The sequence below is a fragment of the Pantoea stewartii genome, from assembly GCF_011044475.1.
GTDB lineage: Bacteria > Pseudomonadota > Gammaproteobacteria > Enterobacterales > Enterobacteriaceae > Pantoea > Pantoea stewartii.
The window spans coordinates 447,374-472,880 of sequence record NZ_CP049115.1 but is presented as its reverse complement, the minus strand read 5'-3'; the positions used below and the strand labels follow the sequence as shown (position 1 = coordinate 472,880).

Here is a 25,507-nt window from a genome sequence, read left to right as displayed (position 1 = left end):
CGATTTTGCGCTGTCTTTAGCCAACTTTTACTGATTAATGTCGTGCGTCGTTTTAAATAAGGTTGGATAAACGATGGCTGAAAATAAATTTCGTTTATTTTTAATCATTATCACTTCTTCTTTTTAATTTTCCTTTCTGCCTTTAATAGTCAAACTCTCATTCAGCGGGCTAATCTGTTTTTATGAAAATAAACGTTTTGTCCTGATATCTTTGCGACACAGCACCATCTGACATTAATGCTAATGCCTGAAGCGTCGATATATTTATTGCTGGCGTTATTCAGCATTACTTACAGAATTACCGTCTTAATATTCGGGGTTTTAATATGACTATTACACAGCGACTTTTCCTGACGTTTTCTCTACTCTCCGCCGCCATGGTCGCGATGGTAGTGATCGTCATCATGGTGTTAGCAGGCTTTCAGTCGCGTTTTCAGTACGTGCAAGACAACACGCTACCTTCAATTGTAGACCTTGATAAAATGGTCAACGGCAGTAATCGGGTTAACGTATCGCTTTATCGCCACCAGAGTGCCAAAGATTCGGCTAAGCAGGTTGAGTTCGAAAAAGAAATCGCTGCGAAGATGGATACGCTGAAAGGCCTGACCCTGTTCTATTTAAAAAATGAAATTACCAACGATCAGGATAAGCAGTTAAGTGAACATGCGCTGGCACTGATTAAACAGATCCAGACGCGCTTACCTGCCTTCCTTGAATACTCGCGTTCGCATGATGACGCTCATTCTCTTTCCGCGTTGCAAGGCCCGGACGGTGTGGGGCAGTCTATCCGTGATCTCATTGAGAGTTATCAGAACCAACTGCAGTTTAATGTGCAGGTGGGCGCGGCTTTTCAAAAAGAGAATAACCGCGTTTATCATCAAACCTTATGGGCCTTAATCGCCGGTTCCAGCGTCATTATCCTGATATTGGGCGCGTTATCTGTTCGTACTATATTAAGCATTCGTCGCCATCTGAATGGTATGCGCACAACCATGGAGCACGCCAGCGAGCGGCTTGATTTAACGCTGCGTGCCGATGACGCACGTAAAGATGAAATCGGGTTAACGGCAAAAGCATTTAATGCTTTGGTGGAGAATGTGGCGCAGTCTTTGTCTGCCGTCGAACGGTCCGCCCACTCGGTCAGCACGGCCTCGTCGCAAATTTCAGCCGGTAACGAAGATCTCTCCTCACGAACCGAACAGCAGGCCGCGTCGCTTGAGGAAACGGCGGCCAGCATGTCTGAACTGAGCGAAACGGTTCGTCAGACGGCTGAAAATACCCGTCTTGCCAGCCAGTTGTCTAAAAACGCGCGTGAGATATCCAGTGACAGCTCTGACAAAGTGCACACCATGTTAGGCACCATGACCGATATTAAACAGAGTTCGGAGAAAATCACCGCCATCATCGCGCTGATTGAAGGTGTGGCGTTTCAGACCAATATCCTGGCACTCAATGCCGCCGTTGAGGCCGCCCGTGCCGGCGAGCAGGGGCGTGGCTTTGCCGTGGTGGCCGGTGAAGTGCGTAATCTTGCCCAACGCTCGTCGGCCTCCGCACGGGAGATTAAAGATCTGATCGAATCGTCGATGCGTTATGTGGAAACGGGCGTCAGCCAGGCAGAGCAGGTCGGGGAAAATATGGGGCGCATGAATGATGCAATTCGCCAGGTCACCGATCTGGTTGATGAGATTGCCATTGCGTCTCAGGAGCAGTCGCTGGGCATCAGTCAGGTCCATCAGGCTGTGCATCAGATGGATGACGTTACGCAACAGAACGCCGCGCTGGTGCAGGAAGCGTCATCAGCATCGCGCTCGCTGATGGATCAGGCAGGCGCCCTGAATGATCTTGTTGCCGCCTTCGTACTGACCGAGGCTCCTGCTGTACAGGCGCGCACGGTGGCGCCGCTCAAACCCGCCTTCGCGATGGCGACCGCATCGGCGGCAAATCAGGACGCAAACTGGCAACATTTCTGATATGTCGGTGACACGCAGTGACAGGACTGCCACTGCGTGTCGGGCCTATATTTTACCACTGTAGAGTACGGGCCCGGTGGGTTGCCCGGTCGGTGAGCCGCCCCGCGGCTCCCGGCTGATGGCGACCACCGCGTTTTTCAGGGAATCTTGCCGTTTCAGTGCCAGTTGGGTGGCTTGTTCAGCGTTAAGTAACCCCAGCGAAATGGGACGACTGCCTGTTGGAATCAGCCATAACTGCAGGCTGGTGTGGCTGTCAGCCGTTACCGGCTGCAATGGCGTCACCCGTAGCTGGGTTAAATCGTGGTCGGCGCTGACCACCCATTGGCTGTGTTGCTGAGCGTCACTCATGACGGTAAGCGGGGTAAACTCTGGCACGTAAAACATGCGCCAGGAAAAAAGGGCAAGGACCGCAATGGCCGCCGCTACCATCCAGCCCAGTGCGGCGCGGCGGGCAGGGCGGGCAGAGGGTTTTGCGGGCAGATTCAGGACAATTTTCTTCCAGACCCGATCCGGCGGGATTTCGGTTATCAGTTGACTGTCCAGCCCAGCGAGTAACGTTTGCCATTTGGCAACCTGTTCGGCCAGCTCTGGCTCGGTCAGCAGGCGCGTCTGAAAGCGTAACCGGGCGGGGCCACGCAGCGTACCAATGGCGTACTCGGCAGAGAGTGCATCGTCACGTTGTTGTCTGTTCATAGTCCGACACATTCCCGAAGGTGGGCCATGGCACGGCGGATCCAGCTTTTCACCGAACCTACCGGCTGCTGTAGCCAGTGAGCAATATCGCTGTGTGACATGCCCTGATAATAGGCCAGCGTAACGCTCTGCCGTTGCTCGCTGCTAAGGTTTTCCATACAGCGACGCAGGCGCGCAGCCTGGGCATCATCGGGCCTGCTGTCCGGTTCGTCGGTATCGACGACCAGCAGGGCATCATCATGCGGTTCTTCTGTACTGGCCATGCGCGCCTGTCCGCTACGTAACCAGTCAATACAACGATGACGAACGATCTGCGTCATCCAGGTCATCGGCGCGCTCAGCGCTGGATCATAGGTCTCCGCTTTGCTCCAGATGGTGAGAAAGCAGTCATGCAGCACTTCTTCCGCCCAGGGGCGATGGCGTAACATCCGTAAGGCAATGGCAAAAAGGTGCGGCGAGGTTTGCCGATACAGTTTTTCGAACGCCAGGCGATCGCCTTTCACGATCGCCTGCATCAGGGTTACCTGCTCCACTGCCCGCACCTTGTCCATAATCATCCTGAATGATGTGATTTTCCGTTTGAGTATAGAGAATTACTTCGGCATTAATACGGTATCAATCACATCTATCACGCCGTTTTTCTGGTTGACGTCATACGTACTGATATTGGCCACGTTACCCTGGGCATCTTTCAACTGAATATTGTGTGGGCCATTATTCATAATCCACAACGGCTGGCCGTTAACGGTTTTCAGTTCAGCATGACCGCCGCCTTGCTTAATCTTGTTCTCCAGCGCTTTCATGTCGTATTTGCCTGCCACAACATGGTAGGTCAGGACGCTGGTCAACTGCGCTTTGTTTTCCGGCTTAAGCAGATTATCGACGGTACCGGCGGGCAGTTTCGCGAACGCGGCATTGGTTGGGGCAAAGACGGTAAACGGCCCTTTACCCTGCAGTGTGTCAACCAGACCGGCCGCCTTCACCGCCGCCACCAGCGTGGTGTGATCTTTCGAATTCACCGCATTCTCAACGATATTTTTCTGAGGGTACATCGCAGCGCCACCGACCATCACGGAGCCCGACTCCATTGCGGCAAATGAGGCGGCAGTAAACAGGAATGCGCTTGAAACTACGGCAACAGCGAAGAACTTTTTCATCGTAAATCCTCATAAGAGAGAGTGGGTAAGTGTCTTGCAAAGAGAGATACGAGAGCAGGGTCGTCACTGGATGCAGAAAAAAATAATTTTTTTACGAAGATTTATCCGCTGGAGGCGGGCGCACGGGTACGGTCAAGCACGCCTGGCCGTTTAAGCACAATTTTCACGGGCTGTCCGGCCAGGCGATACCGTCACTAACACAAAGCGATTCAAGCACACTCAACCCGTTTCCTGTGTGCTTCAGACCTCATGCCGTTCGCAACAGCTGGCGTGAGCGGCTGATTAGCCTTATGGACCGCGAAGCACATCTGTCCCCCCAACAAGACCTGTGGCTTACTGTTCGTTCTGCATCCACGGCGGCGCGCTAAAGGTGGTTTTCAGTAACGTAATAAAGCCCTGAGTACGGGGCAGGCGTTTGATTTCTGGCATGCTGGTCAGCGCGGCAATGTCGGCGGGCGGCAGCATAAATTCAGGCAGGAGTGGGACCAGTCGCCCCTGTTTAATTTCACTGCTGATGTCCCAGATTGAGCGCACCATAATCCCTTTGCCTTGCAGCGCCCAGCGTTTAATCACCCGACCATCGTTACTTGCCAGACGGGGCGTAATTTTGACGGTGACCGGGTCATGCTGATGCGCAAACACCCAACGAGTCACGTCCTCAGCATTTTCACGGATAACCAGACAGTGGTGCTGCGTGAGTTCAGCGGGATGCGTGGGCACACCGTGGCGCTGCAGATAATCCGGCGAAGCGCACAGCACGCGGCGGTTAGGTGCAATTCGGGTGCTGTACAACGACGAGTCCCGCAGGTTGCCAATATAGATCGCCACGTCCCATTTATCGGCCTGCATCCAGTTCGGGTTATCTGACAGCATCAGATCCACGCTGAGATCGGGATGCTGGTCAACATAATCGGAGAGCAAGGGCGCGATATATTCCGAGCCAAATCCCAGCGGAGCCAGTACCCGCAACGTGCCGCTTATCCGGTTTCGGGTCTGGTCAATCACATCCTGTAGCTGGTCCAGCTCATGCAAAATCAGCCGCGCGCGTGCTAATAACGCTTCACCTTCGTCGGTCAGAATGATCCGTTTTGCCGGACGCAAAATAAGCTTGATGCCCATTTTTTGTTCAATGTGCTGCAGCCGCTGGGTCACGGACGGTGGTGTGATATCCAGATAGCGGGCGGCGGCGGCCAGGGTCGCGCTGGCGGAGATCACCTGAAAAAACCGCAGATCGTCACTGTTGATCATTAGGTTCAAACCTAATCATTAATTGGGTGTGTCTGCATTTTAAACTAAATGCATTGATGAGAGCATCCAGTAAACCCCTCAGGACAGACAATGATGCTTAACGATCCCTCACTGACAACGCCGTATCTGCTGCTGGACAAAGTGAAGTTCAGGCGGAATATCCGCAGGCTCTACGATCATATTGATAGCCTGCACTGTCAGATTCGCCCCCATTTGAAAACGCTACGCACGGTACAGTCGGCCCCCTGGCTACTGCGTGACCGGGCTTCACCGGCCACGGTGTCCACACTGGCTGAAGCCGAGGCGTTTGCTGCCGCAGGTTACCGCAATATCCTTTATGCCGTGGGGATTGCGCCGGACAAGCTGCCGCGCATCGCGGCCTGTCTGCGTCCAGGTGCCCAGGTGCATCTTCTGCTCGACAGTCTGACACAGGCGCAGGCCATATCTGCATACGGGCAGCAGCATCAGGTGGCCTTTAGCGTGTTTATCGAGATTGACTGCGACGGTCATCGGGGCGGCATAAAACCGGACGACAGCGCCCTGACCGACATTGGCGCGTATTTGCAGCAGAACGGAATGCATGTCGAAGGGGTGTTAACTCACGCAGGGGAATCGTATCACTGCCGTACGCAGGACGAGATTGCACAGGCGGCACGGGCGGAGTGCCAGGCCGCCATAAAAGCGGCTAAGCGCCTTCGCGCGGCTGGCGTGACCTGTCCGGTGGTGAGCGTGGGATCGACGCCCACGGCCCATGCCGTAAGGGATTTAGACGGGGTAACGGAAGTGCGCGCCGGGGTGTTTTCCACTTTCGATCTGTTTATGACCAACCTCGGCGTCTGCACCGCCGACGATATCGCGCTTTCTGTTGTCACCACGGTAATTGGCCACAATGCTGAGAAAGGCTGGCTGTTTGTCGATGCAGGCTGGATGGCGATGTCGCGCGACCGTGGCACCGCCTCGCAAAAAACCGACTATGCCTACGGTCTGGTATGTGACAGCGAAGGGCGATCCACCGGACTCCTGCTGTCGTCCACCAATCAGGAACACGGCATTATCGCCATTCCGCCCGACAGCGGTCACCAGGTCACGGATTTCTCGCTCGGGACCCGGCTGCGGATTTTGCCCAATCACGCCTGCGCCACTGCCGGAATGCACACCCGGTATCAGGTAATGGACAGCCAGAGCGGGGAACACGAAGTCTGGCATCGCGTCACCGGCTGGTGATGTCCCGCTCCTTTCTTTTTTCAAGAGGCACGTATGACTGATTTCAATCCCGATGACGTTCACCTGTCCAGCGGACACTTTATCGACGGACAATTTGTATCCGCCAGCGGTCAGGCTATGGGCATTAAACGGCCTTCTGACGGTCAGCATTATGCAGAGATCCATGAGGCGGATGCCCGTACCGTCGACGATGCCGTGACCGTGGCCGAAGCACGGCGCATCAGCAGCGGCTGGTCGGGTTGTTCGCCACGAGAACGGGGTGCAGCCCTCTCGCGCTGGGCAGACTTAATCGAAAAAGACAGTGAATACCTGGCGCAGCTGGAAGCCGTCGGATCGACCCGACCCGTCACCGATGCACGCAATATCGAAGTGCCCTTTACCGCGGCGGCCCTGCGTTTTTATGCCGAATGCGCGGACAAATACAGCGGTGACGTGTTTCCAACGCAGCACAGTAGCCTGGGCATGCTGGTGCCTGAGCCCTATGGGGTGATCGGCGCAATCACGCCGTGGAATTTTCCCCTGTCGATGGCTTCCTGGAAATGCGGCCCGGCTCTGGCGGCAGGCAACGCGGTGGTGCTGAAGCCGTCTGAACTGACGCCGTTTTCAACGGCCCGTCTGGCCGAACTGGCGGTGCAGGCGGGGATCCCATCCGGTGTGCTGAATGTGATCCAGGGCAGCGGCAAGGTCACCGGTAATGCGCTGGTAACGCATCCGCTGGTGCGCAAGGTCTCCTTTACCGGCTCCACTGCCACCGGTGCGGCGATTATGAGCCAGGCGGCCCTGCACGGCACTAAACCGGTCACGCTGGAGCTGGGCGGCAAAAGCCCGCAGCTGGTCTTTGATGACGCCGGCGACGCCGACGAGATTGCCGAGCGCCTCTTTCTGGGATTCACAGTGAATGCCGGTCAGGCCTGCGTGTCCGGAACACGTTTAATTATTCAGAAAGGCATTGCTGAACGTGTTACAGAAAAGCTGATTGCACGCTGTCAGAAACCCGTGCCCGGCATGACCTGGCACGCGTCAACACGGTATTGTCCGCTGATTGACGCACGCCAGGGTGAAAAAGTGGCCACGATTATTGCGCAGTCCGTCGCTCAGGGGGCGCGGGTGCTGGTGGGTGGAAAACGCTACGACAATACGAAAGAAGGCTGGTTCTGGCAGCCCACACTGCTGGAGAACGTCGGCCCGGATAACGTGGCGCTGTACGAAGAGATTTTTGGACCGGTGCTGACCATTCAGACCTTTACCGATGAGGAAGAAGCCCTGGCGCTGGCGCAGCATGCGGTCTTTGGTCTGTGCGCGGGCGTCCACACCTTGAACATGCCACGGGCGATGCGCTTAATGCGCGCGCTGGACAGCGGCACGGTGTGGGTTAACCGCTATCGCCGCACCTGGGATTTCATTATCCCTACCGGCGGTTTTCAGGGATCCGGCTTTGGTAAAGATCTGGGCCGCCAGGCCTTTGAAGCCTGTCAGCGCTATAAAAGTGTATTAATCGATTTTTAACCTTTCGCTGGAGAGCAGATATTATGCCCGCACCGCTCAGGCTGGTTCAGGACAGTACGCATTTTCCCGACTCGGTGGATGTAGTGATTATTGGGGCAGGCATTGTCGGCGCGGCAACCTGCTGGGCGCTCACCCAAAAAGGCTATCGGGTGGCGGTGATCGAAAAGGGCCTGGTCGGGGCTGAACAGTCAAGCCGTAACTGGGGCTGGTGCCGCCAGCTTAACCGGGATGAACGGGAGATCCCGCTGATCCTGCATGCGCTGCAACGCTGGCATGAACTGAGCAAGGAAATCGGCATGGACGTAGGATTCCGCGCCACCGGGCTGGTCTATGCAACGTGCACGGAAAAGGACATCCGCAACTGGGATAACTGGGGGAAAATGGCGAAGCAGTACGGCATTCGTAGCCAGATTCTCAATGCCGCAGAGGCAAAAGCCATGACGCCCGGTAGCCGCACAGCGTGGAAAGGCGGCGTGCATTCACCCGATGACGGTTATGCCGATCCCGCACTCGCCGCGCCAGGCCTGATGGAGGCGGCGGTGAAAAAGGGCGCCTTTCTGTTTCAGCGCTGTGCGGTGCGCGGGCTGGATATTTCGGCAGGTCAGGTGAGCGGGGTGATCACGGAAAGAGGTCTGATTAAAACCTCGCGCGTGGTCTGCGCCGCAGGTGCCTGGACATCGCTGTTTTGTCGCCGGCACGGCATCGATTTACCTGCGGGTAATGTCATCGGCAGTGCGTTTCGTACTTATCCCGTCGAACAGGTGATTACCCGGCCTTTCTATACGGATGCGTTTGCCTGTCGGCCACGATCGGACGGCGGTTATACCATCGCACTGTCCGGCACGGGTCGTCTTGAGCCCGGCATTCAGGGGCTGAAATATGCCCGTCAGTTCTTCCCGTTATACAAAGCACGTCGGCTCAATCTGGAAACCAAAATCCGCCTGACCTCCTTTTTACAGGGACCGGAGTCGCTGGCGCGCTGGTCAATGGAGCGCCCGTCTCCCTTTGAAAAAATCCGCATTCTGGACCCGACGGTGTCGGACGGCGTGGTGGAAAAGGGGCTGATGGCCATCGGCCGTGAGTATCCTGCGCTGGCCGGGCTGCGAGTCACGCAGGCCTGGGGCGGCGTCATCGACTGTATGCCTGACGATATACCGGTCATCTCCACCGTGCCACAGCTTCCCGGTCTGGTTCTGTCGGCGGGCTACAGTGGGCATGGCTTTGGCATCGGGCCCGGTGCCGGCCGCCTGACGGCCGATCTGGTGACCGGTGATGATCCCATCGTGGACCCCACGGCGTTCCGTTACAGTCGTTTCCGCGATGGCAGCGCCCTGAAACAACCCGGTATGATGTAAGGAGAAAATATGCTTCAGCGATTGCAGGCGCGTGATATCAATGATCAGCCGCATCCCGGTCATTACTCCCACTATTGTCTGGGGGCAGGAATGATGTTTATTTCGGGTCTGTTACCGGCCACGCCCGCAGGGGAGATGCTCAGCGCCGCGCCCTTTGCCGATCAGGTCCTGCAGGTCTTTGCCAGTCTGGATACCTGCCTGCGCCAGGAGAACCTTACCCGATCGCAACTGGTGATGGTCAGAGTCTATCTGGCTGACATCGCATTATGGGATGATTTTAATGCGCTTTACGCGCAGTGGCTGGGGAGCTGGAAACCCGCCCGCGCTGTGGTGCCGGTTTCCGGACTGCATTATGGTGTCCTGTTAGAGATTGAAGCGACGGCGGTGCAGACGCGTTGAACGGCGCGCTTTGCCCGCGGCGCGTCGCCCTAAGGGATGGTAAAATGCGCATATGCTCGTCAGGAGAAGGCCGCCAGGCATGAAGCTCACCGCTGAATTCTTCAGGATACCGGTTTCGCGATCTGGGTGGCGTCAGGCACAGGCATGCCGCTGGCCAACGCGATTATGGATTACACGAACATTTTTATTCGTCTGGGGTGCGGGCGGCGGTTCGATCATAAGCTTCCCGCCTGGTCAGACTATATTCGCGGCCTGCGGCACAACCCCGATAAAGATGCTGAGTATACGCTGGCTGTCTGGCAATCCCGGCCGCCTGTTGCCCCACCCGATGTGGTGGGTCGTTCGGGCTGTTTCTCATTCAGTCTGGAAACGGATCGGTCCGCACGCATTCATTTTGACCGCACTGACGGAACGGTTTCGCCCCTGTGTGACAGCGAGGTCGCCGCGCGTCAGCGCGAATTGTGCGGTTTACTAGCGCAGATAGTGACTCTCACGCCCGCGGTAAAAACCCTTCGTGGGCTGTCGTGGCTCTACCATCATCACCGCTATCGTCGGCTGTTTCCGCCCGCGTACCTGCGTTCGGCCATGCCGGTCACGGACCGCTACCGTAATATGCCGCTCTGGGGACAGTTTTTGCGCTGGGACGGTAGCCTCAGAGCAGAACTTGCGTCGCACTTGTATCAGCATATTCAGGGCGAGTTTCATCCTTCCCGCCTGGCGACCGGTTTTCCGCTTCAGCCGCTGGCGGTCAGCGCACCGGTGACTGTTTTTCAAGCGTTTTACGCGCGTCGGTAAAGAGGCTGAGTCAGCATGTCCGACATGACGCGTTCAGCGCTGAAGAGGGAACCGGTGACGGGCTAGTGTGACAGAAGGAGAAGACGTCGCTTTTTACGTGACAGTGTCACCTTTATAAGCGATTAGCGCCGTGCCATAAAATCCGGAAAGGCCGGAACAGGCAGCACAGATAACACTTTCAGCCGCTGCAACGTGCGAACCTGCGCGCGCTCCAGATGATCCTTCATGCAGGCGGCCGCCAGTTCCCAGTTCCGTTTCAGCAAAAATTCATAGACCAGGCAGTGTTCATCCAGCATGGCACTGTCGACAGGGATACGCAGCAGGTCATAGAAAATGCGCGTGACGATGAAGGGCGACTGGTGTTGTCGCAGTATCTGCATCATCAGCTTGTTACCGGCAGGCTCCAGGCAGCGAATGTGCAGATCTTCTTCCAGGGTTTCCAGTTCAATGGCCGTTAACTGCTTACCCTGCGATTTTTTCGCGTTATCCAGCCGCGACTTCAGCCAGTCGACGTCCAGCCGTTCGCCTGCTTTACGCAGCGCTGCGGGTTCAAGATTGGCCCGGATTTCAAAATGGTCGCCCAGCTCGCGCGCCGTTAACGGACCGGTAAGCCACTGGGAATAGGGTTCTTTTTCCACCAGGCCTTTATCACGCAGGCGCATTAAGCTCTCACGAATCACGCCCCGGCTGGTGGTGTAATAGTGTGCCGCGTCCTGCTCATCCACCTGATAGCAACCAAAGATCATCGCGGTCGACAGCACACCCTGGAGGTGCTCCAGCACTTTTTCACCCGTACTGCGGGTGTCGACCAGTTCCTCATGATGCGCCAGCCCCAACAGTTCGCGCGTCAGGGCAATGCGCACGGGTTCGACGTCTTCGTCGTCGCGGGCCACGATAAAGCCCCGGCCTTCAAAGCGGGCAATCCAGCCTTCTTCATGCAGCATACTTAATGCCCGCCTGACCGGCACGCGGCTGGTGCCGAACAGCTGTGCTAACGGACCTTCCAGCAACACCAGGCCTTTAGGAACAGCGTTTTGCTGCAGCACGTTAAGCAGCACCTGGCGGATGATTTCATAACGCGCAGAACCGGCGTCATCCATGTCTGCTCCATTCATTATGTTTCGCATTGTCTTTTTCCGCTCCCATCCTGCCCGCCAGATTATCACATCTGAGGAAATTACGACGGCTGCCCGTGCACAGCACTGCGTTAGTGCACAGTGCTCTAAAATGGATCATAAATAAATTAGTACATTTAATACGAAGGCAGGATTTTACTCCGCCTGCACAAATGTCCGTCACCACCCCCAATTTAAGCTTTTGTTATTACTGATTTAAATTATTTAATGATCGATAAGATCACAAATATGTAACTTAACAGTCCTTTTCCTGGCATTGTTATTGCTATCTTCAAATGTACATTAAATTGCAATATACATTTAAAGGTAAGCGTGTGCAGCCAGATACCGTCCGTCAGCTATACATTCAGGGTCAGATCGATGCGCTGGGAATCAGTGCGCTTTATGCACAGCACCGCCTTTCACCCCTGGCGTTTACTGAGGCCTGCCTGACCGCCGCAGAAAATGTACCTTCGGTGTTTATTTCGCTCACCCCGGCGCGCGCCCGTGAAGAGGCCGAAGCCTCTATGCAGCGCTGGCGGCAGGGCCAGCCGTTGAGTCCACTGGATGGAATTCCGGTGGCCTGGAAAGACCTGTTCGACCTTCAGGACTGCCAGACCACCGCCGGTTCGGCCACCCGGCAACACGTTTCGCCCGCCCGACAGGATGCACCCGTCGTTGCCCGGTGCGCGGCGGCGGGCATGGTCACGATCGGCAAAACCAATCTCAGCGAATTTGCGTTTTCCGGACTCGGCCTGAATCCCGCGTTTGGTACACCGGTTATCCGGTCATCAGCGGGCAGCCTGCACGCGCCGGGCGGATCGTCCAGCGGGGCAGGCAGGGCAGTCGCGGAAGGCCTGGCCTGTATCGCGTTTGGCACCGATACCGGCGGATCCATTCGTATTCCGGCCGCATTCAGCGGCATTACGGGCTACCGCGCCAGCTGTGGCCGTTATGCCATGGACGCCGTTTTTCCGCTGGCCCGCTCGCTGGATACCCTCGGCCCGTTATGCCGCAGCGTCCGGGATGCTATCGCTCTTGATGACATCCTGTGCGGTCCGGATACCACCGCCTTTCCTGAACCCCGTTTCCGGGTTGACGACGCGCTCCTCATGACATGCCAGCCCGCCGTTCGCGATAACGGCCTGAGAATGCTGGATCGCCTCGACGCGGCCGGCTTTGCCATTGACCGCCAGCCGCTTACCGCGTTTACGCAGGCGCTTGACTGGATCGCTGAAAAAGGCTGGCCGGGTGGGCGCGAAGCCTGGTTGCTGCATCGCCTCTTATTAGCCTCACCTGACGCAGAACGCATGGATGCCAGAGTGCGCGAACGTCTGCTTGCCGCCAGCGAGCAGGACCCGGCCGTGCTCGATACCTTTCTGACCCAACGTCAGCAGTGGCAACAGGCCCTGGCGGCGGAGCTGGCGGGCGCAATACTGATCACCCCCACGGTGGCCCATACCGCACCGGAACTCGGTCCGCTGATGCAGGACAGCGCGCTGTTCGCCCAGACCAACGTGGCCACGCTGCGCCTGACCATGCCGGGCAGCCTGCTGGATATGCCGGGCATCGCCCTGCCGAGCGGTACCGATGACCATGGGTTGCATACCAGTCTGCTTTTCTCTCTACCGGCTGGCGAAGATCGCCGGCTTCTTCACGCTGCCAGCCGACTGGCAGGTCTTTTTACCGCAGACGATTCGGTCTGCGCTTAACGCTCCAGAGGAAGAAAAGATGGCGAAAGAAATCTTATGTGCATTTGGTGTGGATGTGGATGCTGTTGCCGGCTGGCTCGGCTCTTACGGCGGGGAAGATTCCCCGGACGATATCTCTCGCGGGCTGTTCGCCGGAGAAGTGGGCGCACCGCGTTTGCTGAAAATGTTTGCTGAACATAATCTGCGCACCACCTGGTTTATTCCCGGCCACTCAATCGAAACCTTCCCGGCGCAGATGAAAGCGGTGGTTGACGCCGGCCACGAGATTGGCGTGCATGGCTACAGCCATGAAAACCCGATTGCCATGACGCCCGCGCAGGAAGAGGCGGTGCTGGATCGCAGTATTGAACTGGTGACGCAGCTTGCAGGTAAACGTCCAACCGGTTACGTCGCGCCCTGGTGGGAATTCAGCAATGTGACCAATGAGCTGCTGCTGAAAAAAGGCATCAAATACGATCACAGCCTGATGCACAACGACTTTCATCCTTACTACGTTCGCGTAGGCGACAGCTGGACCAAAATTGACTACAGCCAGCATCCGGACACCTGGATGAAGCCGCTGATGCGCGGCGAAGAGACCGACCTGGTAGAGATCCCCGCTAACTGGTATCTGGATGATCTGCCACCCATGATGTTTATCAAGAAGTCACCGAACAGCCACGGTTTTGTCAATCCGCGCCATCTGGAGGAGATCTGGCGCGATCAGTTCGACTGGGTATATCGCGAAAACGACTATGCCGTCTTTACCATGACGATTCATCCCGACGTATCAGGCCGTCCGCAGGTGCTGCTGATGCTGGAGCGCCTGATTAAGTACATCCAGAGTCACCAGGGCGTGCGTTTCGTCACTTTCGACGAAATTGCCGACGACTTCTTAGCGCGCCAACCGCGTTAAGCCTTTTTCTCTTGCAGAGTGATCACGACATGAGCATCTACAAAAAAAAATCCGTTAACGGCTGGCAGCCCCAGCAGTTAACCACCAGGGATGTCAAATTCGCTACATGGATCGCCTTCTTCGCCTGGATCTTCGCCGTCTATGACTTCATCCTTTTCGGCACCTTGCTGCCGGAGATCGGCGGTCATTTTGACTGGAGCGAAGTCGAACAGTCTGAAATTGCTACCTGGGTCGCGTTTGGTGGGGCAGTGATCGCTCTGGCCATTGGCCCGCTGGTGGATCGCCTGGGGCGGCGCATGGGCATCGTTATTACCGTGGGAGGCGCGGCCCTGTGTTCGCTGCTGACCGCAATAGGGGGATTATGGGGTAAGGGCGCATTGACCGCCATTCGCTCCGTTGCCGGTCTGGGTTATGCAGAGCAAACGGTTAACGCCACCTATTTATCAGAACTCTATACTGCGCTGGACGATCCCAAACTCAACAAACGGAAGGGATTTGTCTACAGCCTGGTGCAGGGCGGATGGCCGGTCGGTGCGCTGGTGGCCTCGGCGCTGACCGCGATTCTGCTGCCGATTATCGGCTGGCAGGGCAGCTTTATCTTCGCAGCCTTTCCGTCGCTGGTGATCGCGCTACTGGCGCTGAAGCTGAAAGAAACGCCTCAGTTTGAAGTGCAGAAGAAAATCAAAACGCTGCGGGAGCAGGGTAAAGAAAATTGGACGGCTTGACGCGGTCGTCGCCAATGCGGGCATTCTGCGTCGGGCAGAGATTGAGGAGATGAGCGACGCACGCTGGGATGAGATGCTCAATGTCGATCTGACCGGCGTGATGCGCCTGTTCCGTGCCGCTGCCGCCCACCTTCAGTCGGGGGCCAGCCTGGTTGCGGTGTCGTCGATTGCGGGCGGTGTATATGGCTGGCAGGCGCATGCGCACTATGCCGCCGCGAAGGCGGCGGTGCCCGGCATTTGCCGCTCCCTGGCCGTCGAACTCGCGCCGCGCGGGGTGCGATGTAATGCCATCATCCCCGGGCTGATTGAAACGCCGCAGTCACTGGATAAGGATAATTCGCTTGGCCCGGAAGGGCTGGCGAAGGCGGCGAAGGCGATTCCGCTGGGCCGCGTCGGACGCGCCGAGGAAGTGGCGAAAGTCATCGCGTTTCTCACCAGCGACGAGAGTAGTTACCTCACCGGACAGAGTCTGATTGTCGACGGTGGACTCACCGTTCGCTGGCCGGATTAAGGAGAACCCATGCAACTCAGGATGAAACGTTGTGTAATCAGCGGCGCGGCCAGCGGCATCGGGGCGGCCATCGCGATGCTGTTCGCCCGCGAAGGTGCCCATCTGATACTCACTGACCGCGACAGTACAAAGCTCAAGACTGTGGTTGATCACTGTCGCCAGTCTGGCGTGCCGTGTTTTGGCATTGTGGCCGATGTCGGCGAGGTGGAAGGTGCCACGGCGGGCGTGGATGCCTGCCTGGCGCAGTTCGACGGAATCGATATTCTGGTGAATAACGCCGGAATGCTGACCCAGGCGCGCTGTACCGATATCACGCTACCCATGTGGGAAGAGATGATGGCTGTGGATTTACGTAGTGTCTTCCTGGCGACGCAACGGGCGTTGCCGTCCATGCTGGCACAGCGCTGGGGCAGGGTGATCAACATCGCGTCGCAGCTCGGTATCAAAGGTGGTGCCGAACTCAGCCATTATGCGGCGGCCAAAGCCGGCGTATTAGGCTTTACCCGCTCGCTGGGGCTGGAGGTGTCCGCAGATAATGTGCTGGTGAACGCCATCGCGCCCGGTCCGATTGAAACGCCGCTTATCGATGGCATCAATCAGGCATGGAAAACGGCCAAGGCAGCCGAACTGCCGCTGGGACGTTTTGGCCGGGCGGAAGAGGTCGCGCCGGTAGCGTTACTGCTGGCAAGTGAGCCCGGCGGTAACCTGTTTGTTGGCCAGACGCTTGGCCCTAATTCCGGCGATGTCATGCCCTGAGGAGAAGCAGATATGTGCGGCGTTTGTGGTTTACTGGACAGCGGTCCGCAATGGAGCGATGCGCTACAAAACGATCTGCCCCAGCGCCAGTTGCGGTTAAAGCAGCTGGCGCTGCTCAACCGAACGCTTAAACCCTGGCGGCTCACGCTGACTGAGTTTCATGCCAGTTGGGTGCTCTCCAGCCCAACCGGTCAGCAGGTGATGGTGAATTCACTGGACCTGTTGTGGAAAGAGGTCGAGAAGATCACCAAACGCCCGCTTGATCCACTGGATGAAGCCTGGCTGGCGGCGCTGTAAGGCATACAAGAGGAGCGGCTATGCTGCACGATAAAAAACTGCCGCTGCATATCCTTAGCGGTTTCCTGGGAAGCGGCAAAACCACGCTGCTGAAAGGCTGGCTGGCGCAGCAAGATCTGAACGACGTTGCATTGCTGGTTAATGAATTTGGTGAGGTGGGCATCGACCATCATCTGCTGAATGAAGTCGCGCCCGATACGGTGCTGCTGCCCAGCGGCTGCGTCTGTTGCCAGATTCGCGGCGAACTGAAAACGGCGTTACTGGATCTCTATGAACGGCGCGTGCGCGGCATGCTGCCGCCGTTCAGCCAGGTCATTCTGGAAACCACCGGCCTTGCCGATCCTGCGCCCATCCTGTCAACATTGCTGCACGATCCCCAGCTTAAACATCACTTCAGTCAGGGCACGCTGGTGACGCTGGTCGATGCCGAGCATGCCCGGCAGCAGTCGATGCATCAACCGGAATGGATAGCCCAGGTCAGCGCGGCGGATAAGCTGTTGCTCAGCAAATGCGACCGTATCGGACAGACCGAACGCGTGGCGCTTGAGGCCTGGATTGCCGGGCTGAACCCTATGGCGGAACTGAGTAACACCGTGCAGGCGCTGGCCGATCCGGACCCCTTATTTGGCCTGCGCCTGGCAAAAGGCAGCGGGCAACAGCGGTTTCGCTGGCTTGGCGCAGCCGGTGCGTCCGGTTATCGTCTTGCACCCCATGACGAGAATCCGCATCCGCTTACGCAAACCTGCGTGATCACCTTAGAGAACGCCCTGAACTGGCCCGCGTTTGCTATCTGGTTGTCAATGCTGTTACATAGCCATGGTCAGTCTGTATTGAGAATGAAAGGCATCTTACGTTTCAGCGGCAGCAGCTCACCCGTGGTGATTCATGGCGTACAGCATACGTTACATCCGCCCGTTCACCTGAATGACTGGCCCGGCGATGTCGATACCTCAAAACTGGTGTTTATTCTGCGCGGACTGGATCCCGAGCGACTGAAACAGGGATTCAGCCGTTTTCAGCAGGCGGTAAAGGATAAGTAAAACAATGAACGCTGCGGCGAAAGTTAACGATCAACTGACATTGCGCGTACTGGGCACCTCGGTCACGCTGCTTGAAATGTTGCGTGTCCGTGCGGAAAGCGATCTGGGCATTCGCATCGAGTATCTGCTGCACAGCGTGGAAGATGCCCAGCGCATTGCGGTCATGCATCCGGAAAGTTATGACCTTTACGATCAGTGGTTTCACAATATCGATTTTGTCTGGCCTGCCCGGGCAATCCAGCCGCTGGAAATCAAGCGACTGACATACTGGGACGAGATTACGCCGCTGGCCAAAACCGGCAGGCTAGGTCCCGATCTGCCGTTAACCGATGGCAGTGTACCTTCGGAGCGACTGTATGTTCAGCGCGATATGCATTTAGGTAGCCACGCGAGTGACCATATCAGCATGTTGCCGCTTACCCATAACGTGGACAGTTTTGCCTATCATGCCGACCGGCTGCCTGCGGTGCTGCAACAGCAGGAAGAGAGCTGGGGCTGGCTGGTACATCCTTCGCTGACGGGGCAGGTGGCGCTACAGGAAGATGCGGCCATGGGCGGTATTGATGCGGCGCTGGCCATGCAGGGGGCCGGGCTGGCACGCTTTACGAATATCGGTAATCTGACGCTTGATGAGATCGACCTGTTAACACAGCAGCTGGCGCGTCTTCACCGTAACGGCCATTTTGCGGCCTTCTGGGCATCGCAGGATGAGGCATGCGATCTGATTGCTAATCAGCAGGTTGAAGTACAAAGTCTCTGGGCACCCATCTATTTTCGCCATCATTTCCATCAGCGCGGCTATAAAATGGCGCGACCACGTGAAGGCTACCGTGCGTGGTACGGCGGCATGTCGCTTTCACGCTGTGCGACCGGCAAAATCAAAGAGGCGGCCTACGACTACCTTAACTGGTGGCAGTCTGGCTGGCCCGGTGCGGTCATGGCGCGGCAGGGTTATTACATTTCTAACGCGGAACGCAGCCGGACGCATCTGTCGGCAGCGGAATGGGATTTCTGGTACGGTGGTCAACCCGCACGCGAAATGCTGCTGGATGCCTGGGGCGCACCGCTGATTCCCCAGGGGGAAGTGCGCGATGGCGGAAGTTACGAGCAACGGATGAGCCACATTGCCGTCTGGAACGCCGTGATGGATGAACATAACTATCTGACGCGCCGCTGGCAGGATTTTTTGCGGCCCCGTTGAGAAATCTTTATCCGTGAGCACGCCACCAATAAAAGGAAGAGAATATGCGCACGCGTCGCTCGGCCCGGTTACTGATCCTGAATGCTTCCCATGAGGTGTTGCTGTTTCGTTTTGTGCATTCGCAGGATGCGCTGGCCGGCAGCGCATACTGGGCAACGCCCGGCGGCGGCGTAGAGCAGGGCGAATCTTTTGAGCAGGCGGCGGTCAGGGAACTGTATGAAGAAACCGGCATTCACCGTGCCGATGTGGGGCCGTCTGTCGGTGAGCGATGCTTTGCCATGACGCTGCCTTCGGGCGAGATCGTGCAGGCACATGAGCGGTTCTTTATTGTTACTGCCGCAGGGAACGAAATTAACACACTGGGCTGGAGTGAAAATGAGAAATCAGTCATTGCCAGTTCGCGCTGGTGGACCGTCAAAGCACTCAGTGAAACAACCGAAACGGTTTATCCCGCAATATTATGAGCCTGTTGCCTCTGCAATATACCTGAATGCATTCTGACCGGCTCTGATTAAATCGCCCCGTAGGATTTATGTTAAATAGCAGGCTATTATGTGCGCGTGCTTTTGCATCACGGCATAATCTGTTTAATGCTGGTTCTCTTTACGCCTGACCAAAGAGGTGAAAGTGAACTTACTCAAGATCGACCACGTCCATATTTATGTGCATGACCTGAAGAAAGCAGAACACTGGTATAAACGGGTGCTGGGTTTTTCACGCGATGAATCGTTGCTGTTTTGGTTTACGCAGGGCGGTCCACTGGTGCTGAAAAATAATGCTGCCGTAATATCGCTGTTTTTAAGAGCCCATCAGCCGCCGGGTAACACCGTGGCATTTAGCCTGGATGCCACGTGTTTCTGTCAGTTATTACGCATCCTGGTCGCGCAATCCATACCTTATACAGTCAGCGATCATCAGGTGTCGATGTCCGTTTATTTTTGCGATCCTGACGGAAATCAGATTGAACTGACGTCTTATCAGTACGCGGAAGCGAAGGAAAACCTGGCGATATTTGAGGACAGCGTGCATCGGCCATAAACAGGCACTTGCCTTGTCCGGTAACGTTAATTGAGACTGACCATCACTCTCTATGCTCATTAAACGCAGAATAAAAAAGAAAAAGGCGGTCTTTTTTCGAGGCACGCCATATTTTGATAACGCGCGTTGTGATTACACCGCGGCATCGTTATTTTTTTCAAGAAACGTCTTTAGAAGCCGATATTAGTTAATTCACATCAGCTATTGCGTTAAGGAGAACCTAAAATGACGTATTTGCATATTAAACAGCCATCAGACGACGAAGGATGTGGTATCGCGGTTATGGCCCGATTACATCAAAAAAGTTATGATGAGATGTTGTCAATTGCTATGGAAAATGGCTTCTGCGACAAGAAGAAACGTGTCAATCTCGCGCAAATGAAAAGATTTCTGGGTTATAAGGGATTAGAGAACGTATCGTATAAAAGACACAACGGGGCCAGCGTACCGACGGATTGTGGTATCTTTCATGGTCGCTGGAATAACGTTAAAACCGGGACACGTCACTGGATTGCTTACCACGATGGTCTGTTTTTTGATCCGCTTTTGCCGCAACCCGTCTCGCAATTATCCGCGCAGTTTTATGTGACGCAAATTTTCAAACATCCTTAAATATTCATTGCCTAGAAGGCCAATGGAGATGTTAATAGTCAACGTGAGCACCTTGCAAACTGCTAAATTCGGGGCCAGGCCCTGGGTTGGCTTTTAATATCCTTCATCAGGCATCATAGATCTGTGGGTACCGATATCAGACAGCGTTTCGTATTAATCGATATGGGTGAATGTTGTGGGGATTTCGGTACCTCAGTACGCTAATTTTTACGTAGCCGCGTCAGTTCAGGTTGCAGACGTCAGTTCGTGGCTGATCAGCCTCAGCGATGGAACCAGGCAAAACATCACGTCGCCGCTTTTCGGTATTCACTGCCTGTAAGATGTTTTCTCAACATCAGGTGAGTTGTCATCAAGAACGGCTGATGCGCGTTTCGGGTGATAGACATGAGTTGCAGGGGTGACTCGGTTATCACTGGTAACGCGCACGGCATCAGATTTTGATGTGGCCTGAAGACGAGATATGAGAGCACATAATCAGGCGAAGCGAAGACAAAGCGAAAAAGCAGAGAAAATGGTGCAAAACCGGAAAAAACGCGGAACACCCCATATCGGAGCCTGATGTATAAAAGTACGCATAATGTATATTATGTTAAATAAGATGTCCGGTTACGCACTCAGTCAGCCCGTTTACGCCTTTCCTGCCTCACCGCTTCTTTTTGTCCGCTTCTGTACCCACAAATCACAACAACGCTACGTAAAAAACTGGCGCTTATCCCTGTGCTGGATTGGCAGATTTCACGTAGCGTTGCCTGGCATAATTCACGTTTAGCTGGCTCTGTTCAGAGTTACCTGCGCCCCGTATTCTCGCGTCAGACGACGCGCCTGGTAATAAACCGATTTCCAGTATGGGTTGTTCAGTGATGAGCGAATCACGCCCTTGCTGGCCGACGCGTGAATAAACTGATTATCCGTATCGTAGAAGCCAACGTGCATGCCGCCACCAATGCGGAAAAACACCAGATCGCCTGGTTGCAGATGTTCCGGTGTGACACGAACGCCCATATGCAGCAGATCGGCTGTGGTGACGCGGTCCATTGGCAGATTGAAACGATCGTGCAAGGTTCGCCAGACGTAGCCCGAGCAATCCACGCCAGACAGCTGTGTGCCGCCCCATTGGTACGGCGTATCATGCCAGGTGTGCATTTGGTCATGCAACGCCGCGACGATAGGAATCAAATCCGGGTTTTGCGATGCGTCAGCGGCGGTGGTGTCCTTGGGTTCATCTGAATGATGATGACTGCAACCAGAAAGCAGGAGCATAAGGCCGGAAAGAAAAAAGAATGAGGTTTTACGCTTCATCGAATAATCCGCACAGTAAAGATAACAAGGTGAGCAACGCTAAGGGCTTTTATAACCCATTCAATCGCTTATAGAAATATCTACGCTCTGCTTTACTTAACCTTACACTCAAACGGCAGGCTCTCTTTATATAGCGTAAAAAAGCGCACCTGGAAACGGATTTTCGCGAATAAATAACAACGCTACGCGAAATCTGACGCATAACTCCCCTGCTCTTTTATCAGAATTCACGTAGCGGCGCCTGTTTTTTGTGCTATCCGTTTTCGCTCGCATCCAGACCGCATACCTGCCAGCGCACCGAACTGACCCCTTTCTCCAGGCTAATGCGGCTTACCAGACTTTCCAGCTGTCCGGTCATGCTGGGTTGGCCCATCACTTCGGCATTCACTTCCATGCGATGTGGCGGATCCAAATCTTCACTGTGGAGCGATTGCAGGCGCAGGCCGCTGTTGCCCAGGCTATGCAGCATCAAACTGCGCACCTGAACTTCATCCTGCGCCAGACAAACGATCTGCACTTTGTAATGTTGTACTGCCTCGTCGGCCGACACGATGGACTGGCGATTAATGCCCAGCGCCAGTTCACGCAACAGAATGTTGGCACAGAGAATCACCATGCAACCTATCGCGGCTTCGAGTAACAACCCCATGCTGCACAGGACGCCGACGGCCGCGGTACACCACAAGGTGGCGGCGGTATTCAGGCCGCGAACGTTTAATCCGTCGCGCATAATCACACCGCCACCCAGGAAGCCGATACCGGAAACCACATAGGCGGCAACGCGAGTGGCGTCGGTGGCAATGCCGGGAACACACTGCGTCATCAGAACGAACAGACAGGCGCCGGTGCTGACCAGCGCGTTAGTACGTAAACCGGTCATGCGTTGACGCAGCTGACGTTCGCTGCCGATGAGCGCACCCAGAATCAGCGCGGCCGATACGCGCAGTAAAAAGATTTTCCAGTCCATGATAAACCTCTCTCCGCCGCGCGGCAGGCGCAGTACGGAAAAACAAAGATGAATAAAATGGATTACAGCGGGCGTTGATGCAAAGCGCATCACGTCAGGGAAGGATGTTGATACAGCCGCCGTCTTAACGTGCAGTTAAGACAGCCAAAACTATCTTACTGCAGAAGCCTGGTGTAATCGTTCGGGACTTGTGTCCAATGTAGGTTGCCTCTTGCGTAAAATTCGCGGCGATTGTATAGCCATCTGAGGGCGGATTTCCACTCAGATGGCGCTTCGTTCAGGATTGGTTTAGCTGGACGGACGTTTAACGGCGCGTTGCGGACGCCTCAACCGGCACGTCGGCGCGGGCCAGCTCCATCCTCACCGGTGTGCTTTTATAGGAGGGAATACCGCTTTTTGTGTCGTAACTGTCTAAGGGAATTAACACGTTAGCTTCAGGATAATAGGCCGCTACCGATCCTTCGGCCATATCATGCACTGCGATAGTCAGATTATCGAGACGGCGATGAGTAGGATTGCCGTCCGGGTCCAGCGCAATGATGTTAACCTGATCGCCCATGCGAACCCCCTTTTTCTCCGCCTCGTTTTCACTGATAAACAGAATGTCGCGGCGGCCTGAAACGCCGCGATAGCGGTCATCCAGCCCGTAGAGCGTGGTGTTGTACTGATCGTGACTGCGCAGTGTCGTCAGAACGAGATCATGACATTTCAACGAGCGCGGATCTTCATTGATGCCCTCCATCACCAGGAATTGTGCTTTGCCCGATGGCGTATGCCAGACACGTTCAGACGCGCCATTCGGTAAACGGAACCCGCCCGGCTGCTGAATACGTTCGTTGAAGTTGTCAAAACCCGGAATCACCGCTTCGATGGCGTCACGAATCAGGCTGTAGTCGCCTGTCAACGTGTCCCAGTCCACGACCGTGTCCGGCAACGTGGCTTTGGCCAGGCCCGCGATGAGCGCGGGTTCGGATTTCAGATGAGGCGACGCCGGATCGAGCGTGCCGCGTGAGGCGTGCACCATCGACATGGAATCTTCAACCGTCACGCTCTGTGCACCAGACTGTTGCTGGTCAATCTCGGTGCGGCCAAGCACCGGGAACAGATAGCTGTGTTTTGCCAGCAACAAATGCGAGCGGTTCAGTTTGGTGGCCATGTGCACCACCATATCCAGCTTGTGCATCGCAGCAAAGGTTTGCTGTGGATCCGACATGGCTTCGGCCAGATTACCGCCCAGGCAGAGTAGCGCGTTTATCTCACCATCGCGAATGGCCTGAACGGCCTTAACGGCACTGTGTCCGTGTTTTGTCGGTGGCGTGAAACCAAAGACCGCTTCGATGCGCTTCAGCAGGCTTTCGGAGGGAACTTCGGTGATGCCAACGGTACGATCGCCCTGCACATTCGAGTGACCGCGTAACGGACAAATGCCCGCGCCCTTCTTGCCCATATTGCCGCGTAACAGCAGCAGATTCGCAATTTGTTGCACGTTCTGCGTGCCGTACTGATGCTGAGTAATTCCCATGCCATAGCAAATGATCGTGCGTTCAGCATTAGCGTAAAGCTGGGCGATATGCTCAATCTGTTCGCGTGACATACCCGAAACGTTAAGAATATGCGCCCAGTCCGTCGCCTCAAGGTCGGCTTTTAAGGCGTCCAGGCCCTGCGTATGTTCAGCGATAAACGCGGCGTCAAACACGCCAGGATTGCCGCGGGTTTTGGCCTCTTCATCCATCGCCATCAGGCACTTCATCACGCCTTTAAGCATGGCCGCATCACCGCCGACCCGGATTTTGTAATAGGTTGACGCCAGTTCCGTTGAGCTCAGCGTCACCATCTGTACCGGATTTTGCGGGGCGGTAAAACGCTCAAGTCCCCGTTCGCGCAACGGATTGATCGCGACGATTTTCGCACCGCGTTTCGACACCTCCTGCAACGTGGCCAGCATGCGCGGATGGTTTGTACCAGGGTTATGACCGATACAGATCACCAGATCGCAATGGTCAAAATCATCCAGCTCTACCGTGCCTTTGCCGATGCCAATCGATTCAGGTAAGCCGACGCTGGTTGGCTCGTGGCACATATTGGAACAGTCGGGGAAGTTATTGGTGCCAAATTCGCGGGCAAACAGCTGCCACAGAAAGGCGGCCTCGTTGGAAGCACGTCCTGAGGTATAAAATTCCACGCTGTCGGGATTGTGATAACTGCGCAGCCGCTCACCAATTTCATTGAAGGCGGTTTGCCACTCGATGGGCTGATAGGTATCCGTTACCGGATCGTATTTCATTGGATGCGTCAGCCTGCCTTCGCCTTCAAGCTCGTAAGCGCTGCGCTGCCACAATTCGCTGACCGGATGGGCCGCGAAAAACTCAGGTGTTGTGCGTTTACTGGTGGCTTCCCATGACACCGCTTTCGCGCCGTTTTCACAGAACTCAAAGGAGGACGTGTGTTTGGGATCGGGCCAGGCACAGCCGGGACAGTCAAAGCCTTCAGGCTGGTTAACTTTAAATAAGGCAATCACATCCTGTTTCACGGCCATTTGACCACGAATCGCCCCTGCTACCGCTTTCAGGGCACCCCAGCCGCCCGCTGCGCCATCATAGGGTTTCACACCTTCCGTCCTGTTTTGCTCTTTCATTGCTGCTCCAGACTGACTGTTTTTGTTTTTATTAAGCCTGGTACAGTAATCGCAACGGCGCGTGAGAACAGTCGTGTAAAATTCAGGTTAACTTTTGCTAAATGTTTCACCGAGGCGGCAAAGCCAGGCGGCGCGCGAAAATGTTATGCTCCGTCAGCGGTATTTCGACGCTGTCGCCTGCAACGTTCAGAGCAGTACAGTACCTGATCCCAGCATTTTGCCCACTTTTTACGCCAGGTCATGGGTTTATGGCACTGCCTGCAGTAGCGCACCGGTAGCGCCTGTTTATTTCCTTTAAAAGTGTGCATCGTCTGCCCCCTGTCATCAGGTGATAAGTATAGACAGGCCGGGTTGATT

The 25,507-nt window shown here is 55.5% G+C and carries 24 protein-coding genes and 2 pseudogenes; 17 read left to right on the top strand and 9 right to left on the bottom strand.

Annotation, left to right across the window (positions count from 1 at the left end; genetic code table 11):
• The first annotated feature begins 326 nt into the window (after positions 1-326).
• Positions 327-1,970 carry a methyl-accepting chemotaxis protein gene (locus tag G5574_RS02150; protein WP_133745243.1) on the top strand — a complete coding sequence of 548 codons (1,644 nt, stop codon included), beginning with the start codon at positions 327-329 and terminating at the stop codon, positions 1,968-1,970.
• 45 nt (positions 1,971-2,015) lie between these two features.
• On the opposite strand, the gene G5574_RS02145 is transcribed toward G5574_RS02150, so the two are convergent.
• From G5574_RS02145 to G5574_RS02130, 4 genes are all read right to left on the bottom strand, one after another.
• The gene (locus G5574_RS02145) at positions 2,016-2,663 is read right to left on the bottom strand and encodes an anti-sigma factor (RefSeq protein ID WP_162285741.1); all 648 of its coding nucleotides are present in this window, start codon (positions 2,661-2,663) and stop codon (positions 2,016-2,018) included.
• Positions 2,660-3,214 carry an RNA polymerase sigma factor gene (locus G5574_RS02140; protein ID WP_033741702.1) on the bottom strand — a complete coding sequence of 185 codons (555 nt, stop codon included), beginning with the start codon at positions 3,212-3,214 and terminating at the stop codon, positions 2,660-2,662. Before G5574_RS02140 ends, G5574_RS02145 begins: the two co-directional genes overlap by 4 nt.
• A 42-nt stretch (positions 3,215-3,256) precedes the next feature.
• Positions 3,257-3,820 (bottom strand): fasciclin domain-containing protein, encoded by a 564-nt coding sequence (locus G5574_RS02135; protein ID WP_006119170.1) that lies wholly within the window; start codon positions 3,818-3,820, stop codon positions 3,257-3,259.
• A 333-nt stretch (positions 3,821-4,153) separates the two neighbouring features.
• Entirely contained in the window at positions 4,154-5,068 is a 915-nt protein-coding gene (locus tag G5574_RS02130; RefSeq protein ID WP_006119169.1) for a LysR substrate-binding domain-containing protein, read from the bottom strand.
• A gap of 93 nt (positions 5,069-5,161) precedes the next feature.
• Between G5574_RS02130 and G5574_RS02125 the strand changes: the two genes are divergently transcribed.
• From G5574_RS02125 to G5574_RS02105, 5 genes are all read left to right on the top strand, one after another.
• Positions 5,162-6,292 carry an alanine racemase gene (locus G5574_RS02125; protein ID WP_164483181.1) on the top strand — a complete coding sequence of 377 codons (1,131 nt, stop codon included), beginning with the start codon at positions 5,162-5,164 and terminating at the stop codon, positions 6,290-6,292.
• A gap of 33 nt (positions 6,293-6,325) precedes the next feature.
• Positions 6,326-7,798 (top strand): aldehyde dehydrogenase family protein, encoded by a 1,473-nt coding sequence (locus tag G5574_RS02120; RefSeq protein WP_164481963.1) that lies wholly within the window; start codon positions 6,326-6,328, stop codon positions 7,796-7,798.
• Positions 7,799-7,821: 23 nt separating this feature from the next.
• On the top strand, positions 7,822-9,153 hold the full coding sequence (locus tag G5574_RS02115; protein ID WP_054633748.1) for an NAD(P)/FAD-dependent oxidoreductase: 1,332 nt from the start codon (positions 7,822-7,824) through the stop codon (positions 9,151-9,153).
• Positions 9,154-9,162: 9 nt separating this feature from the next.
• Entirely contained in the window at positions 9,163-9,552 is a 390-nt protein-coding gene (locus G5574_RS02110) for a RidA family protein (protein ID WP_006119165.1), read from the top strand.
• 144 nt (positions 9,553-9,696) lie between these two features.
• Positions 9,697-10,347 carry a hypothetical protein gene (locus tag G5574_RS02105; protein WP_164481962.1) on the top strand — a complete coding sequence of 217 codons (651 nt, stop codon included), beginning with the start codon at positions 9,697-9,699 and terminating at the stop codon, positions 10,345-10,347.
• Positions 10,348-10,469: 122 nt separating this feature from the next.
• On the opposite strand, the gene G5574_RS02100 is transcribed toward G5574_RS02105, so the two are convergent.
• Positions 10,470-11,513, bottom strand: coding sequence for a GntR family transcriptional regulator (locus G5574_RS02100; RefSeq protein WP_039340319.1), 1,044 nt, complete (start codon positions 11,511-11,513; stop codon positions 10,470-10,472).
• A gap of 284 nt (positions 11,514-11,797) precedes the next feature.
• Between G5574_RS02100 and G5574_RS02095 the strand changes: the two genes are divergently transcribed.
• The 11 genes and pseudogenes from G5574_RS02095 (at position 11,798) to G5574_RS02045 (ending at position 20,249) form a co-directional block, all read left to right on the top strand.
• Positions 11,798-13,174, top strand: coding sequence for an amidase family protein (locus G5574_RS02095; protein ID WP_164481961.1), 1,377 nt, complete (start codon positions 11,798-11,800; stop codon positions 13,172-13,174).
• Between the two features lie 19 nt (positions 13,175-13,193).
• Entirely contained in the window at positions 13,194-14,069 is an 876-nt protein-coding gene (locus tag G5574_RS02090; protein WP_033741691.1) for a polysaccharide deacetylase family protein, read from the top strand.
• Positions 14,070-14,098: 29 nt separating this feature from the next.
• Positions 14,099-14,776: pseudogene (locus G5574_RS02085) on the top strand (MFS transporter); the annotation flags it as partial.
• Positions 14,772-15,305: pseudogene (locus tag G5574_RS02080) on the top strand (SDR family oxidoreductase); the annotation flags it as partial. The pseudogenes G5574_RS02085 and G5574_RS02080, both read left to right, overlap by 5 nt.
• Before the next feature lie 9 nt (positions 15,306-15,314).
• Entirely contained in the window at positions 15,315-16,061 is a 747-nt protein-coding gene (locus G5574_RS02075; RefSeq protein WP_033741687.1) for an SDR family NAD(P)-dependent oxidoreductase, read from the top strand.
• A gap of 12 nt (positions 16,062-16,073) precedes the next feature.
• Entirely contained in the window at positions 16,074-16,358 is a 285-nt protein-coding gene (locus G5574_RS02070) for a hypothetical protein (RefSeq protein ID WP_006119159.1), read from the top strand.
• A gap of 20 nt (positions 16,359-16,378) precedes the next feature.
• Positions 16,379-17,398 carry a CobW family GTP-binding protein gene (locus G5574_RS02065; RefSeq protein WP_164481960.1) on the top strand — a complete coding sequence of 340 codons (1,020 nt, stop codon included), beginning with the start codon at positions 16,379-16,381 and terminating at the stop codon, positions 17,396-17,398.
• Between the two features lie 4 nt (positions 17,399-17,402).
• Positions 17,403-18,599: an ABC transporter substrate-binding protein gene (locus G5574_RS02060; protein WP_164481959.1), complete on the top strand. Its 1,197-nt coding sequence runs from the start codon at positions 17,403-17,405 to the stop codon at positions 18,597-18,599.
• Positions 18,600-18,643: 44 nt separating this feature from the next.
• Positions 18,644-19,063, top strand: coding sequence for an NUDIX hydrolase (locus tag G5574_RS02055; RefSeq protein ID WP_164481958.1), 420 nt, complete (start codon positions 18,644-18,646; stop codon positions 19,061-19,063).
• Between the two features lie 163 nt (positions 19,064-19,226).
• Positions 19,227-19,637, top strand: a complete 411-nt coding sequence (locus G5574_RS02050) for a VOC family protein (protein ID WP_164481957.1) — start codon at positions 19,227-19,229, stop codon at positions 19,635-19,637.
• A gap of 225 nt (positions 19,638-19,862) precedes the next feature.
• Positions 19,863-20,249: a hypothetical protein gene (locus G5574_RS02045; RefSeq protein ID WP_058701894.1), complete on the top strand. Its 387-nt coding sequence runs from the start codon at positions 19,863-19,865 to the stop codon at positions 20,247-20,249.
• A 765-nt stretch (positions 20,250-21,014) separates the two neighbouring features.
• On the opposite strand, the gene G5574_RS02040 is transcribed toward G5574_RS02045, so the two are convergent.
• The 4 genes from G5574_RS02040 to G5574_RS02025 form a co-directional block, all read right to left on the bottom strand.
• A complete protein-coding gene (locus G5574_RS02040) occupies positions 21,015-21,548 on the bottom strand; it encodes a C40 family peptidase (protein ID WP_058708142.1) in 534 nt (177 codons plus the stop codon).
• Between the two features lie 253 nt (positions 21,549-21,801).
• Complete coding sequence (locus G5574_RS02035; protein WP_033741675.1) at positions 21,802-22,515, bottom strand: MgtC/SapB family protein; 714 nt, start codon at positions 22,513-22,515, stop codon at positions 21,802-21,804.
• 304 nt (positions 22,516-22,819) lie between these two features.
• Positions 22,820-25,150: an FdhF/YdeP family oxidoreductase gene (locus G5574_RS02030; protein ID WP_164481956.1), complete on the bottom strand. Its 2,331-nt coding sequence runs from the start codon at positions 25,148-25,150 to the stop codon at positions 22,820-22,822.
• A 143-nt stretch (positions 25,151-25,293) separates the two neighbouring features.
• The gene (locus G5574_RS02025) at positions 25,294-25,458 is read right to left on the bottom strand and encodes a DUF2256 domain-containing protein (RefSeq protein WP_072021698.1); all 165 of its coding nucleotides are present in this window, start codon (positions 25,456-25,458) and stop codon (positions 25,294-25,296) included.
• Positions 25,459-25,507: the final 49 nt, after the last annotated feature.